This window comes from Solwaraspora sp. WMMA2101, assembly GCF_049179175.1.
Classification (GTDB): Bacteria; Actinomycetota; Actinomycetes; order Mycobacteriales; family Micromonosporaceae; genus Micromonospora_E.
On sequence record NZ_JBMHMA010000006.1, the window covers coordinates 5,221,856 to 5,235,435 of the forward strand.

13 protein-coding genes are annotated in these 13,580 nt (G+C 67.2%); 8 read left to right on the forward strand and 5 right to left on the reverse strand.

Annotation, left to right across the window (positions count from 1 at the left end; translation table 11 throughout):
• The first annotated feature begins 133 nt into the window (after window positions 1-133).
• The 4 genes from ACN28F_RS24765 (at window position 134) to ACN28F_RS24780 (ending at window position 8,372) form a co-directional block, all read left to right on the forward strand.
• Entirely contained in the window at window positions 134-1,672 is a 1,539-nt protein-coding gene (locus ACN28F_RS24765; protein WP_289210249.1) for a type I restriction-modification system subunit M, read from the forward strand.
• Window positions 1,669-2,835, forward strand: a complete 1,167-nt coding sequence (locus tag ACN28F_RS24770) for a restriction endonuclease subunit S (RefSeq protein WP_421359930.1) — start codon at window positions 1,669-1,671, stop codon at window positions 2,833-2,835. Before ACN28F_RS24765 ends, ACN28F_RS24770 begins: the two co-directional genes overlap by 4 nt.
• Window positions 2,832-6,263, forward strand: a complete 3,432-nt coding sequence (locus tag ACN28F_RS24775) for a DEAD/DEAH box helicase family protein (protein WP_421359931.1) — start codon at window positions 2,832-2,834, stop codon at window positions 6,261-6,263. Before ACN28F_RS24770 ends, ACN28F_RS24775 begins: the two co-directional genes overlap by 4 nt.
• Before the next feature lie 114 nt (window positions 6,264-6,377).
• Window positions 6,378-8,372, forward strand: coding sequence for an ATP-binding protein (locus ACN28F_RS24780; RefSeq protein ID WP_289210252.1), 1,995 nt, complete (start codon window positions 6,378-6,380; stop codon window positions 8,370-8,372).
• A gap of 22 nt (window positions 8,373-8,394) precedes the next feature.
• On the opposite strand, the gene ACN28F_RS24785 is transcribed toward ACN28F_RS24780, so the two are convergent.
• The 3 genes from ACN28F_RS24785 to ACN28F_RS24795 form a co-directional block, all read right to left on the reverse strand.
• On the reverse strand, window positions 8,395-8,889 hold the full coding sequence (locus ACN28F_RS24785) for a GNAT family N-acetyltransferase (RefSeq protein ID WP_289210253.1): 495 nt from the start codon (window positions 8,887-8,889) through the stop codon (window positions 8,395-8,397).
• A gap of 112 nt (window positions 8,890-9,001) precedes the next feature.
• The gene (locus tag ACN28F_RS24790; protein WP_421359933.1) at window positions 9,002-9,265 is read right to left on the reverse strand and encodes a winged helix-turn-helix domain-containing protein; all 264 of its coding nucleotides are present in this window, start codon (window positions 9,263-9,265) and stop codon (window positions 9,002-9,004) included.
• A 21-nt stretch (window positions 9,266-9,286) separates the two neighbouring features.
• Window positions 9,287-9,550, reverse strand: a complete 264-nt coding sequence (locus ACN28F_RS24795) for a winged helix-turn-helix domain-containing protein (RefSeq protein WP_421359934.1) — start codon at window positions 9,548-9,550, stop codon at window positions 9,287-9,289.
• A gap of 242 nt (window positions 9,551-9,792) precedes the next feature.
• On the opposite strand from ACN28F_RS24795, the gene ACN28F_RS24800 reads away from it, so the two are divergent.
• From ACN28F_RS24800 to ACN28F_RS24815, 4 genes are all read left to right on the forward strand, one after another.
• Window positions 9,793-10,143, forward strand: coding sequence for a hypothetical protein (locus tag ACN28F_RS24800; RefSeq protein WP_421359935.1), 351 nt, complete (start codon window positions 9,793-9,795; stop codon window positions 10,141-10,143).
• Window positions 10,140-10,868 (forward strand): hypothetical protein, encoded by a 729-nt coding sequence (locus ACN28F_RS24805; protein WP_421359937.1) that lies wholly within the window; start codon window positions 10,140-10,142, stop codon window positions 10,866-10,868. Before ACN28F_RS24800 ends, ACN28F_RS24805 begins: the two co-directional genes overlap by 4 nt.
• Window positions 10,865-11,299, forward strand: coding sequence for a hypothetical protein (locus tag ACN28F_RS24810; protein ID WP_421359938.1), 435 nt, complete (start codon window positions 10,865-10,867; stop codon window positions 11,297-11,299). The genes ACN28F_RS24805 and ACN28F_RS24810 overlap by 4 nt, the downstream gene beginning before the upstream one ends.
• Before the next feature lie 74 nt (window positions 11,300-11,373).
• Entirely contained in the window at window positions 11,374-12,213 is an 840-nt protein-coding gene (locus ACN28F_RS24815) for a maleylpyruvate isomerase family mycothiol-dependent enzyme (protein WP_289210259.1), read from the forward strand.
• Window positions 12,214-12,230: 17 nt separating this feature from the next.
• Here ACN28F_RS24815 and ACN28F_RS24820 read toward each other — a convergent pair whose 3' ends face one another.
• Both ACN28F_RS24820 and ACN28F_RS24825 read right to left on the reverse strand, forming a co-directional pair.
• Entirely contained in the window at window positions 12,231-13,226 is a 996-nt protein-coding gene (locus ACN28F_RS24820; RefSeq protein WP_421359939.1) for a quinone oxidoreductase family protein, read from the reverse strand.
• Window positions 13,226-13,573, reverse strand: a complete 348-nt coding sequence (locus ACN28F_RS24825) for a hypothetical protein (RefSeq protein ID WP_289210261.1) — start codon at window positions 13,571-13,573, stop codon at window positions 13,226-13,228. Before ACN28F_RS24825 ends, ACN28F_RS24820 begins: the two co-directional genes overlap by 1 nt.
• Between the last annotated feature and the right edge of the window lie 7 nt (window positions 13,574-13,580).

Sequence of the window (13,580 nt, forward strand, 5' to 3'; positions counted from 1 at the left end):
CGGCACGATCGTTCGTGTCGTGCTGCGACAGTCGCAAGTAACCTGGCCCACAATCCCTTGTGGCAAGTGGGGACATGGCTGAATCTAAACGGTTCCGTGTCCACCACCACTCAGCCCCTTGGGACATGACTCCGTGATCACTGGTGAACTGAAGAGCAAGATCGACCGCATCTGGGACGCCTTCTGGTCGGGCGGTATCTCCAACCCCCTCGAAGTGATCGAGCAGATCACGTATCTGCTGTTCATCCGCCGTCTCGACGAGTTGCAGAAGCTCGCCGACAACCGGGCGCAGCGTCTCGGCCCCGACGGGGTTCGGCACATCTACCCCGACGGCGACGACCCGCTCGGTCGCCCGTACAGCGAGCTGCGCTGGTCGTACTTCACGGGCCTTGGCGACCCGCGAAAGATGTACGAGATCGTCGGCGAGCACGTCTTCCCGTTCCTGCGCACCCTGGGTGGCGACGGGTCGGCGTACTCGCGGCACATGAAGGACGCCCGCTTCACCATCCCGAACCCGGCGCTGCTCGGGCGGGTCGTCGACATGATCGACGACATCCCGATGGATGACCGGGACACCAAGGGTGACCTGTACGAATACATGCTCAGCAAGATCGCGACGGCTGGGCACAACGGCCAGTTCCGGACGCCCCGGCACATCATCAACCTGATGGTCGAGATGGTCGAGCCCGGCCCGAAGGATCGCATCTGCGACCCGGCCTGCGGCACCGCCGGCTTCCTGGTCGGCGCGGTCGAGTACATCCGCCGGCGGCATCCGGCCGCGCTGCACGACCCGGTGCTACGTGGCCACTTCCACCAGGACATGTTCCACGGCTTCGACTTCGACAACACCATGCTGCGGGTCGGCAGCATGAACATGCTGCTGCACGGGGTGGAGAACCCGGCCATCGACTACCGGGACTCGCTCGGTGACGACGTCAGCGACGAGACCGACGCGTACTCGGTGATCCTGGCCAACCCGCCGTTCGCCGGCAGCCTCGACTACGAGCGCACCTCGCGGATCCTGCAGCAGACCGTCAAGACGAAGAAGACCGAGCTGCTGTTCCTGGCGCTGTTCCTGCGGCTGCTGCGCAACGGCGGCCAGGCGGCGGTAGTCGTGCCCGACGGGGTGCTCTTCGGCTCCAGCAAGGCACACAAGGAGCTGCGCCGCATGCTGGTCGAGGACCAGAAGCTCGACGCGGTGGTCAAGCTTCCCGGCGGGGTCTTCAAGCCGTACGCCGGGGTGTCGACCGCGATCCTGTTCTTCACCAAGACCAACAGCGGCGGTACGGGCAACGTCTGGTTCTACGAGGTGAAGGCCGACGGTTGGAGCCTCGACGACAAGCGTGGCCCGCTGCTGCCGGAGGCGAAGCTCGGCCCGGTGCCGGCCGAGGCGCTGACCGCTGAGGAGCACGCCAAGAACAACCTGCCGGACGTGCTGGCCCGCTGGAAGCAGCGCGACGGTGCAGAGCGGGAGCGGGCGCGCACCGAGCAGTCCTTCTGCGTGCCGAAGGACGATATCGTCGCCCAGGACTACGACCTGAGCCTCAACCGCTACAAGGAGATCGTGCACGAGGAGGTCGAGCACCGGCCGCCAGCCGAGATCATCGCCGAACTCGAACGCCTCGAATCCGAGATCCGGCAGGGCCTCGCCGACCTCAAGGGGCTGCTGTGACGTGGGCTACGAAAAGGCTGGACGAAGTCTGTTCGATCGTGATGGGACAGGCGCCACCGGGTGAGGGTTACAACCTCGATGGGTTGGGTTGGCCGCTGGTGGCAGGTCCCGGCGACTTCGAAGGTGACCGCCCAGTAGTCAAGAAGTTCACGAAGCATGCCGCCAAGCTTTCTCAGCGAGGGCAGATCATCCTCGGCGTGCGGGCGTCAATCGGCGCGAAGGTTTGGAGTGATCGAATCTATGCGTTGGGTCGTGGAGTCGCTGGTCTGACTCCTGCGGAAGAAGTTGACTCCCGCTATCTCTGGCACTGGCTAACGTGGTGTGCCCCTGAGCTTTCAGCTAAGGGTAAGGGCGCGACATTTAAGCAGGTGAATCGACAGGACATTGGCGAGATGGAGGTGCCGGTTCCTGGTTTGGCTGAGCAGTGGCGGATCGCGGACGTGCTGGACCGCGTCGATACCCTGCGCGCTAAGCGTCGCGCTGCTCTCGGTCTGTTGGGTGCGGCGCGCACTGCCGCCTTTGTTCACATGTTCGGCGATCCGATCTTGAATGACCGATCATGGAAGAGGGTGGCGCTTGGTGCCTTGGTCGAAAGGATTCATAGTGGGCGTAGCCCGATCTGTCTCGATCGGCCGGCTTCTGAGGGTGAGTGGGCTGTGCTCAAACTGGGGGCTGTGACAAGCGGTGAGTTCCGACCTGCCGAGAACAAGGCGCTTCCGGTAACCGTCGCGCCACGCGCTGAAGACGAGGTGCGTGCTGGTGACATCCTATTTTCGCGTAAGAATACGAGAGATCTGGTTGCTGCCTGTGTTCTTGTGCGGTCTACCCCGGTGCGGCGGCTGATGCCTGACTTGATGTTTCGGCTTGAGCTGAAGGAGGAAGCCCCTGTCGTAGCGGAGTATCTTCATGCATTGCTCAGTTATCCACCGAAGAGGCGGACCGTCCAAGATCTTGCATCTGGTTCGGCTGGATCTATGCCGAACATCTCAAAGGGCAACCTGGCCACTGTGGCTGTCGAGGTTCCTCCCTTGGATCTTCAGCGGGAATTCGCGAGCGCTATCTCTTCGATTGAGACTGCCAAGGTGGTGCAGCGGAGGGCGTTGGGGGAGTTGGATGCGTTGTTTGCGTCGTTGCAGCACCGGGCGTTTCGGGGGGAGCTGTGACGGCGGCCAGCAACTTCGCCTTCCTGCGGGCTGAGTGGCCCGACCTGTTCGACGAGGCGCAGCGGGTCGAGCAGCACACGTTCGCAGACCCCCGCTACGCCTGCTTCTATGCTCGGCGCTGCCTCGAACACCTGGTGAAGTGGCTGTACCGGGCCGATGAGGCGCTGGGCCGGCCGTACCGGGGTCAGCTCGCGGCGCGGATCGCGGAGCCGGCGCTGAAGAACCTGGTCGGTGAGCACCTGCACGCCAAGATGGAGATTATCCGGCGGCAGGGCAACACGGCGGTCCACGAGAGCCGCCGGGTCAGTGACCGGGACGCGCTCGTGGTCTGCCAGGAGCTGTTCCACCTGATGTACTGGCTGGCCCGCACCTACACCCGCGACCAGGCCGCCGTGCCGTCGAGCAGCCTCGTCTTCGACGAAGCGCTGCTGCCGAGGCCGCAGGTGCGTCAGGCCAAGACCCGTGCCGAGCTGCGTGCCCTCGCCGACCAGCTCGCCGCGCAGGAAGAGCGCGAGGAGCGCGAAGCCGCCGCCGAGCTCGACGGTGACCTCGACGAGCAGGTCAAGGAACTCCGCCGGCAGGTCGCCGCCGCCAAGGCGCGCAACAGCAGGGTGCCGGACACCCACGACTACAACGAGCAGCAGACCCGGGACCTGTTCATCGACCTGCTGCTGCACGAGGCAGGTTGGGCGCTGGATCAGGCACGGGACATCGAGTTCCAGGTCAGCGGCATGCCGAACCAGACCGGCATCGGCTACGTCGACTATGTCCTGTGGGGAGACGACGACCGGCCGCTGGCGATCGTCGAGGCCAAGAGCGCCCGGCGGCACGCCATCGACGGCCAGAACCAGGCCCAGCTGTACGCCGACGCGCTGGAGCGGATGTACGGCCGGCGGCCGGTGATCTTCTACACCAACGGCTATGAGATCTGGCTCTGGGACGACGTCAGGTACCCGTACCGCAAGGTCCAGGGTTTCTACACCAAGGATCAGCTTGACCTGCTGATCCAGCGCCGGTCGAGCCGGCAGCGGCTGGCCGACACGTCGATCGATTGGGGGATCGTCAACCGGCACTACCAGCAGCGGGCGATCCGCCGGATCGCCGACACGTTCGAGGTCGACGGCCAGCGTAAGGCGCTGGTGGTGATGGCCACCGGGGCCGGCAAGACCCGCACCACGATCGCCCTGGTCGACCTGCTGCAGCGGGCCAACTGGATCAAGCGGGTGCTGTTCCTCGCCGACCGGTTGGCGCTGGTGCAGCAGGCGACGAACGCCTTCAAGACGCACCTGCCGGACACGGTGACGGTGAACCTGTCGCAGGACCGTAACCGCACCGACGGCCGCGTCTACGTCGCCACGTACCCGACGATGATGGGTCTGATCAACGAGCTGGACGAGGGCGGCAGCCGACGGTTCGGGCCGGGCTACTTCGACCTGGTGATCATCGACGAGGCGCACCGGTCGGTCTACCAGAAGTACGGCGCCATCTTCGACTACTTCGACTCGCTGCTGGTCGGGCTGACCGCCACCCCGAAGGACGAGGTCGACCGCAACACGTACCGCCTGTTCAACCTGGAGAACGGCGTGCCGACCGACGCGTACGGCCTGCAGGACGCGATCCGCGAGGGTTACCTGGTCCCGCCGCGCGCCGTCTCCGTCGCGATCCGCTATCCGCGCCACGGCATCCGCTACGACGACCTTCCCGAGCACGAGAAGGAGAAGTGGGACGAGCTGGAGTGGGGTGAGGAGGAGGCACCGGACCGGGTCGACGCGCAGGCCATCAACCAGTGGCTGTTCAACGCCGACACCGTCGACAAGGTCCTCGAACTGCTGATGACCCGGGGGCACCGGGTGGCCGGCGGCGACCGGATCGGCAAGACCATCATCTTCGCCAAGAACACCCGGCACGCCGAGTTCATCGCCGACCGGTTCAACGCCAGCTACCCGCAGCTGCGCGGCGAGTTCGCCCGGGTCGTGCTGCACAAGGACCGGTACGCACAGAGCCTCATCGACTCGTTCGGCACTCCGGACAAGGCACCGCACATCGCCATCTCGGTCGACATGATGGACACCGGCATCGACGTGCCGGAGGTCGTCAACCTGGTCTTCTTCAAGCAGGTGCGGTCGAAGACGAAGTCTTGGCAGATGATCGGCCGAGGCACCCGGCTGTGCAACGACCTGTTCGGCCCCGGCCAGCACAAGAAGGACTTCCTGGTCTTCGACTTCTGCGAGAACTTCGAGTACTTCGGCCAGTCACCCACCCGTACCGAGGGGTCCACGGCCGCGTCGCTCAGTGAGCGGATCTTCAAGGCGAAGGTCGAGCTGATCAGCCAGCTCGACCAGCGGCTGCCCGCCGGCACGGTCATCGACGGCGACGGCACCCGCAGCGAAGTCGGGCTGCGCTGGGACGTCGCGAACGAGCTGCGCGGCCTGGTCGCCGGTATGCGGCTGGAGAACTTCCTGGTCCGCCCACACCGGCAGGCCGTCGAGCGGTACGCCGACCCGGCGAGCTGGCAGCGGCTGACGCCGGAGTCGTCGGAGGAGATCAGCCACGAGCTGGCTCGGTTGCCGAGCGAAGTGCGCCCGACCGGTGACGAGGAAGCCAAACGGTTCGACCTGATGATCCTGCGGCTGCAACTCGCCCGACTCGGTGCCGGCGGCCGCTTCGACCGGATCAAGGCCGATGTGCAGGCGATCGCCGCCGCGCTGCTGGAGCAGACGAACATCCCGGCGATCCGCGCCGAGGTGGAGCTGCTCGACCAGGTCGCCGCCGAGGAGTGGTGGCGCGATGTCACCCTGCCGATGCTGGAAGGGCTGCGGCGACGGGTCCGGTCGCTGGTCAAGCTGGTCGAAAAGTCGAAGCGGGCGATCGTCTACACCGACTTCGAAGACAAGATCAACGACGTGACCGAGGTACGCCTGACCGGTCTCGACGTCGGCACCGACTTCGAGCGGTTCCGGGAGAAGGTACGGGTGCACCTGCGGACCCACGAGGACCATGTGGCGTTGCAGAAGTTGCGGCGTAACCGGCAGCTGTCGCCGACCGACCTGGCCGAGCTGGAACGGATGCTGGTCGACTGCGGCGGCAGTGAACAGGAGATCGCCCAGGCCCGGCGGCGGGCCAACGGCCTCGGACTGTTCCTGCGCTCCCTCGTCGGGCTGGACCGGCAGGCCGCCACCGAAGCGTTCGACGAGTTCACCGCCGGCCGCAACCTGGACGCCGGGCAGCTCGACTTCGTCAACATCATGATCGAGCACCTGACCCAGAATGGGGTGATGGAGCCGAGCCGGCTCTACGAGTCGCCGTTCACCGAGCTGGCGCCGGCCGGACCGGATTCGGTCTTCCCGTCGGCGGACGTCGACAAGCTGGTCAGCATCCTGCGTACGGTGAAGGCGAGAGCGGCCGAGCCGGAGACCGACGTCGCCTGACCTTGCAGCCGGAGTCGCCGGAGGGATTGGAATCGGCTGTGACTGACCGAGTGCCGCCTTGAATCAGTAGATCGAGGGTGTTTGACTGAGCGCATGGCAACCAGACCGGTTGAGATGAGCGAACGCATCCTTACGGACTCCAGACGGGCTCCAGTCAAGGCCTTGGCGGAGGCGATCTGGAACGCTCTCGACGTCGGTGCCGATCACGTCAAGATCGACTTTGAGTTCGACGCGCTCGAAGCAATCCACACGATCATCGTCACAGACGACGGTGAGGGAATGAACCGGGAACGTGCCAGCAAGGGGTTCGGAGAGTACGGGGACTCCTGGAAGCGGCGCATCGATGCGCGGACCCACAACGGTCGCACCGTCCATGGTCAGCGCGGGCAGGGGCGGTATGACCTTCTTGGTCTCGGGCTGTCCGCCCGTTGGGAGTCGGTTGCCCAGCAGGCTGATGGGGCCGTCGCGGCTATTCAGGTCGAGCTCACGGGCACTGATCCCCGTAACTACGAGATCAGCGAACCGGTGTCCTGTCTCGGACCTACTGGGACGATGCTGCGGATCGCGAACGTAACTCCCGCAGCAGACAAAGAGCTGAATCGGCCAGATCTTGCCGACCTTCTTGCTGCTGAGTTTGCTCTTTATCTCCGGCAGTATCCGAAAGTTGAAATTGAGATCCGGGGCGTTAGTATCGACCCTTCGTCAAGTCATCTTCCCCCAGTGGATGTGCTCGTCGACGTCGAGGGCCTGACTGAGCCGGTCACGGTAACGTTCATTGAGTGGAAGCGCAAGATGAAGGGCATTCAGCGCGTCTACCTGTGTGACTCTAACGGGGCGGCTCTTCTTGATGTTCCGGCAGATCTCAGGGCACGTGACATTCTCTTTACTGGTCATATCTGCTGGGATGGCTTCAAGGGTCCGGACACCAGCGCGAGCCTAGCGATTCTGGGTGGCGAAGACGTGGGCGCGCGGGTGTTCGAGGCTGGCCGACAGGCGATCGCCGAACAGATAGAGCAGCGGTCCCGTGAGCGTCAGATGCAGGTCGTCGACGATTGGAAGCTGGAGCAGTCATACCCGTACAAATCGGAGCCGACGACCGCGTCTGAGCAGGTCATCCAGAAGGCATTCGACATCATGGCGACTGCCGCAACCCCATTACTCACGAAAATGAACGTCGAGCAGCGACGATTCAGCATGCGGATGTTGCGTGTCGCGGTCGAGACCGATCCGTCGGCCGTACACAAGATCATGCTCGAAGTGCTGCGGCTACCCGAAGAGCGTGCGGAGGAGATGGCCGCGCTGTTTGAGCGGACCACGCTCGAAAGTATCATCACCACCACGCACAGCGTCTTGGATCGTCTCGACTTCATCTCTGGTCTCCGGTCCATGGTGTTCGACCACGAGTCGAAGAAGGCCACTACTGAGCGGCGCCAACTACACAAGATCCTCGAACGCGAGGCTTGGATATTTGGCGACGAATGGACGCTGATGGCAAGTGATGAGGCGCTCCGGCGCGTCCTCGTCAAGCACCTGAATCTGCTCGGCGAGGATGTTGCCTACGATGACGTCATTCCTCAATCCCGGGAGGACGGGCAGCTGTTGATCCCGGACCTTGTGATGTCGGGCAGCGCTTCCTCCTACTCCAAGAGTCGCGAGTACCTGGTTGTCGAACTCAAGCGTCCATCGGTTACTCTCGGTAAAGAAGAGCTGGACCAAATCGAAGCGTACGCTATAGCGATCACCGATGATGACCAGTTCAGTCAGCCAGGAATATCGTGGGATTTTTGGTTGATCGGCAACGACTACGATTCATATGTCAAGCGAAAGCTCGACACACCCGGCAATCCTCGAGGCTGCGCACTGGTGGCACCGAAGTTCCGGGTCCATGTTCGGACGTGGGCCGAGGTGTTGGCTGATGCTGAGCACAGACATCGGTACATCCAGCAATCGCTCGCCAGCAACTCCGACGAGGATGCTGGGCTGAGCTATCTCAACCGGGTGCACCAGCAGTTGCTGCCGAGCGTCATGAAGCTGGGCGCAGCCGGATCGAGCTCCGCGACGCCCAAGCAGCGGCGACCGACCGACGCGCCAGCCGAGCCTCTCCCATAGGGTTGGCCGCGAGGACCGGGGTTCAGCCGGCCGGTGGTGCTGGGATTCTCATCTGGTCGCGGCGTAGCTGCAACGCCGGGTGACGGGCCGGGGCGAAGCCCATCGACTGGTACAGGGTTCCGCTGCCCGCCGTGGCGTTCAGGTCGACGACGCTGACCGTGGTGTCGGTGGCGAACCAGTCCAGCAGCGCCTTGAGACAGTCGCGGGCGTAGCCGCGGCCCCGATGGTCCGGCTCGGTGCACACGTTGAACAGGTGCCCGCGCAGCCCGCCCGGGTTGCCAGGGGAGGGGGCGTGCCGGTCGCAGAGGCCGACGGCACCGCTGATGATGCCGTGCTGCGGGTCGTCGACCACGAACGCCGCGAACATCTCCGGGTCGCCGAGTGACCGGGAGAACCAGTCGAGGGCCGCCGAGCGCCAAGCTGCCGACTCGTCGCCGACCGGCGCGCCCATGTCCTGCAGCATGACCGCTCGGAGTCGCACCAGGGCGGGTGCGTCGGCGAAAGTCGCGCGTCGCACCTGCGGATGCGCAGGCAGCTGCGTCGACGGTTGCGTTGGATCTTGCATCAGCGCAGCCTATCGCCGGCCGCCGAACCGGGCGTCGACTGCATCGAGGGAACCGCCATTGTCGTCACACCGGCGGTTTAAGAACAATGACGGTTCCCTCGTGGTCGGCAACGCGGTCGACGACGAACACTCCCACCCCGGGTACGCCTCGGACAACACCCTCTGCCTGCAGGGCGAGGATCGCTTGGCGGACGACCGAGGCGGCGACCCGATGACGTTCGCGCAACTGGTCGGTGGGCGGCAGCCGATCGCCGGGACGGAGTTCACCGGACTCGATCTGCGCGCGGATGTCGTCCGCTACCTGCTCCCACTGAGGCCCTGTGGTCACTCGCCCTCCAGCGCGTTGGCGCTACGAGCCGGCGGCCTCGTCGCGGTCGGCGACGAACACCCCAAGCCCATGTACGCCCTGCACCATGCCCTGCATCTGCAACATGAGGATGGCGCGGCGGACCACTGTGGTGGATACGTCGTGCTGCTCGCGGAGCTGCGCGGTTGACGGGATTCGATCACCAGGGCCCAGCTCGCCGGACTCGATCTGCGAGCGGATGTGATCAACGAGCTGTTCCCACTTGGGCTTCACGGGCATTGAGGACTCCCAGGTCTGCCCCGCCATTGGATCACAGCCCAGCTATGTACGACAAGACACAGCTACTGCAGCAAAGCTGTATGCGACCGGATGCACAAAGTTGGCTCCGGTGTCTTGCTTGGTGCAACCGGGTGTGCAAAGCTCCCATTGACCGGTTCCCAGGTCTGCAAACCCGGAGCTGGTTTTCCCGCAAGGAGCCTGGTCAGCCGGCCCGCCAGCCGGCTGACCAGGTGCGCCCTCTCCACGCCCTGAACGGGAGGCACCGACCGGTGACATCCGACCCCCTATCCATCACCGCCCAGCCCGAACAGCAGCTCGACCCACAGGTGGCGACCACCGCCAGCGGCACCGTCTACACGGCGTACGCCCGGAAGGTGGTGATGGCCGCGCAGCAGGCCGTCGACGTGCACACCACCTCGGCGTACAACGGGTGTTGTCTGGGCTGCGGACGGCCCGGCCCCTGCGCCGACCTGGCCGCCGCCGAAGCGGCCCTGGCCCGCTACCACCGGCTGCCGTTCCGCCGGCCCGGCGCGACCCTGCTCGACCCGCGCCCGCTCGTCCCGACCCGGACCACCCACGCCGGCCAGGCGCGGTTCACCTGGTGGCGGCGGTCGGCATGAGCGACACCGACGCGCCAGCTGAGCAGAACGAGAACGCTGACGGACAGGCGTTGCAGGCGGCCGCTGACACGATCGACGTGCTGCGGGCCGTCGCCCTGGCGATGGAGACGGCAGTCACGCACGCCGAGGAGCAGCTCGACGGCGGCCGGCACCCGGACGCGTGCCTGGCCACCGACCGCTACCAGGCCGCGCTGCACGAGGCGTGGGAGGCGTACGGCGATGTCCTCGACGCCGTCGCGGACGGCCGCCCGCAGCTGCCGGGTGGCCGGCCGGTCGCGGTCGCGTCCATTCTGTACGGCCTGCGGACCGCGCGCCACCACGCCGCGCACGCTGCCGCCCAGCTGCCGCAGCTGCGGCACCGACTCGGGTACGCCGCCGACCGGTTGCGCCGCAGCGACCACGCGCCCGCGCAGGCGACCGCCGACCGGCTGACCGCCGCACTGGGGCGGCTGCGTGACGTCGAGATCAGCCTCGACCTCGGTAGCGGGGCGCTCGACCGCTACCTTGACGCCCTCGACACCGGTGCCGATCCGCCGGCCGCGCGGACCGCCCGGCTGGCGGCGGTGCGGCCGATGGCCGGCCCGAACGGTGACGCCGTCGCCGTCGGCACCCGGATGGCGGCGACGGTGGTCGCCGCGCACCGGCGGCACCTGCGGTTCCGGACCCGCTGGCAGGTGTTCCGCCAAGAACTGTGGAACAACGTGAAGCGGGAGGTGGGGCGGTGACGGCCAGCCAGCCGGTGGCGGCGCTGACCTTCCTGATGGCCGGGCAGGTGGGTGCCCACGACCGGCGGGTCCAGCGGTTCACCGACGCCGACCGCCAGCACTATCTTGACCTGCTCAGCGGGCTGTTCGTGCTCTGCGTCGACCGGCGGTTCCGCCGTGACGACGACCACGGGGCGGTGATCCGGTTCGTGGCCAGTGTCCGGGAGCGGTTCGACCCCGAGCGCACCCTGGTCGACCCGACGGTTGCGGAGAATCTGCTGCTTGCCGCGCTCGGCGGGCACGACACGCTGCCGGCCACCGCCGAGAACGTCACCGTGCAGACGCTGCTGACCGTCGCCCTGGTCAGCGATGAGCAGCCCAGCCCGGCCGGCTACGACGCGCTGCTGTGTCAGGTCGACGCGATGATGGCTGTCGTGCCGTCCAGCGACTAGGCATCCACCTCGACGATTGTTCCTTGATGGACTGACCGGAATACGCTTTTCCGTAACCGATTCGAGGATGGGCGATGACAGCGACCAACCCGACCTCCACCATGCTGCTGCAGACTCCCGGCGAATGTGAACTCCAGCCGGCCCGTCTGCTCGACGCCGTCGCCGACCAGCGGCGGCAGCTCCTCGACGACCTGCGCGGCTTCGGGTCGCCGGAGTGGTCCTCGCCGACCCGCTGCCCCGGCTGGTCCGTGCACGACACGGTACGGCACATGTGCGACGTCACCCGCGCGATCGCCGCCGACCCCGGCGACCGCACCCTCGACATGACGGCCGGGTTCGACCCTCGGGTCACCCCGAACCGGTGGCTCACGGCGTCTGCCGGTGAGCCGCCCGCCGCCACCGTCGACCGGCTCGCCGCGACGACCGACGAGGTCCTCGCCGTGGCGCGGGGCCGGCTGGCCCGCGGCGAGCGGTTCGACGTCGTTCTGCCGTTCGGGCCGATGGACTGGACGGTGCTGGTGCTGCACGTCCTGTGGGACTCGTGGCTGCACGAACGGGACATCTTCCTGGCCCTCGGCGTCGACCGCCCGACCAAGAACGGGGCGACCGGCTACGCGACGGCGTACGGGCTGCTCATCGCGGCGGCGGTCGCGCGACAGTTCGGTGACCAGGTCAGCCACCGCCTCGAGCTCGGCGGCGACGGCGGCGGCATCTTCGAGCTGGAAGCCCGGGACGCGGTGACGCTCACCGTCACCTCGGCGCCGGCGGCCGGCCCGTCCGCCGCCGAGGTGACCGACGCGCTGGCCGGGCGCGGCTCGGCCGCCGTGCTCGACATCATGCCCGACGCGCCGCGGACCGCCCTGACCCACCTGGCCACCTTCTTCACCAGCCCGGTCGAGCAGACCAGGGTCTGATGTGGCACAGGTGGTACCTACGGGGTGATGACGATCCGGGCGCCGGCCGACCCGTCGGCCTGGGCCTGCCAGGCGGCGGCCACCTCGTCGAGCGGCCGTACCTGGTGGTCGACGGTCAACCGGCCGGCGTGGGCGTGCCCGGCGATCGCGGCCAGCGCCGCCGCCCGCTGCTGCGCCGTCAGCTCGTTGTTGCTGTAGCCGAGTACGCGCAGCGCGCCGCCGCGTAGCGTGGCCGATTCGAACGGGGCGGTCGCCCCGGCCGAACCACCCAGGTTGACCAGCCGGCCACCGGGGCGCAGCACCCGTAGCGAGGCCGCCGCCGGCACCCCGAACAGCGGGTCGAGGACCAGGTCGACCGGTCCGCCGGCGGCATCACGCAGCCGGTCGGCCAGACCGGGTACGTCGTCGTCGGCGCGCAGCGGCACCACCGCGTCGGCACCCAGGTCGCGCAGCCGCTCGGCGGCCGCGGCCGACCGGGCGGCGGCGATCACCCGCCGGGCGCCGACCAGCCGGGCGAGCTGCACCCCGGCCTGCCCGACGGTGCCGCTGGCCCCGAGGACCAGCACGTCCTCGCCGGGGCGCAGCCCACCCCGCATGGTCAACGCCGACCAGGCGGCGATCGCCGAGTAGCCGAGCGCGGCGATCAGCCGGTGGTCCACTCCGTCGGGCAGCGGCACCAGGTCGGCGACGGCCACGGCGGCGTACCCGGCGAGGCCGCCGTCGCCCGGTGCCATCCCGGCGCGGGTCGGGAACCACACGCCGGAGCCGTCGGCGAGGGTGCCGACGCCCTGCACCCCGGGCACGTACGGCAGGGCCGGCGCGCCCAGGTAGGAGCTGCCGGAGGCGCAGAGCAGGTCCAGCGGGGTGATCGGCGCGGCGTCGACCCGGACCAGGACCTGCCCGGCGGCGGGTCTCGGCCGGGGCCGGCGCTGCACGACCGGTGGTTCGCCGTACCCGGTGAGCACGGCCGCCGACATCATGCCGGTCGTGGGCATCGACTCCGACGTGTTCATCAGGTGGCGATGTCCGGGTACGGCAACGCGAAGTGGGCCAGCCGCAGCCCGTACTGCTTCTGGTAGGCCAACGGCTCGTCGTGGTCGCGTTCGAACATGGCGATGAACAGGGTCAAGGTGAGGAACGGGTGGGCGCCCAGCTCGAACAGCCGGACGTGGTCGTGGGCTGCGAGGGCGTCGCGTTCGTCGTCGGTGAAGCGCAGCCAGGTGCTGGCCTCACCGGTGTGACAGTTCAGTACGGAGTTCGCCCGCTCCGCCTCCCACCAGGTGACGAATTCGGCTGGCTCGGACCGGTAGCGCTCGACGAGCTCCGGGTCCCGGTCGACGGTGTAGAGGAACTTGTCCACAAGTTAC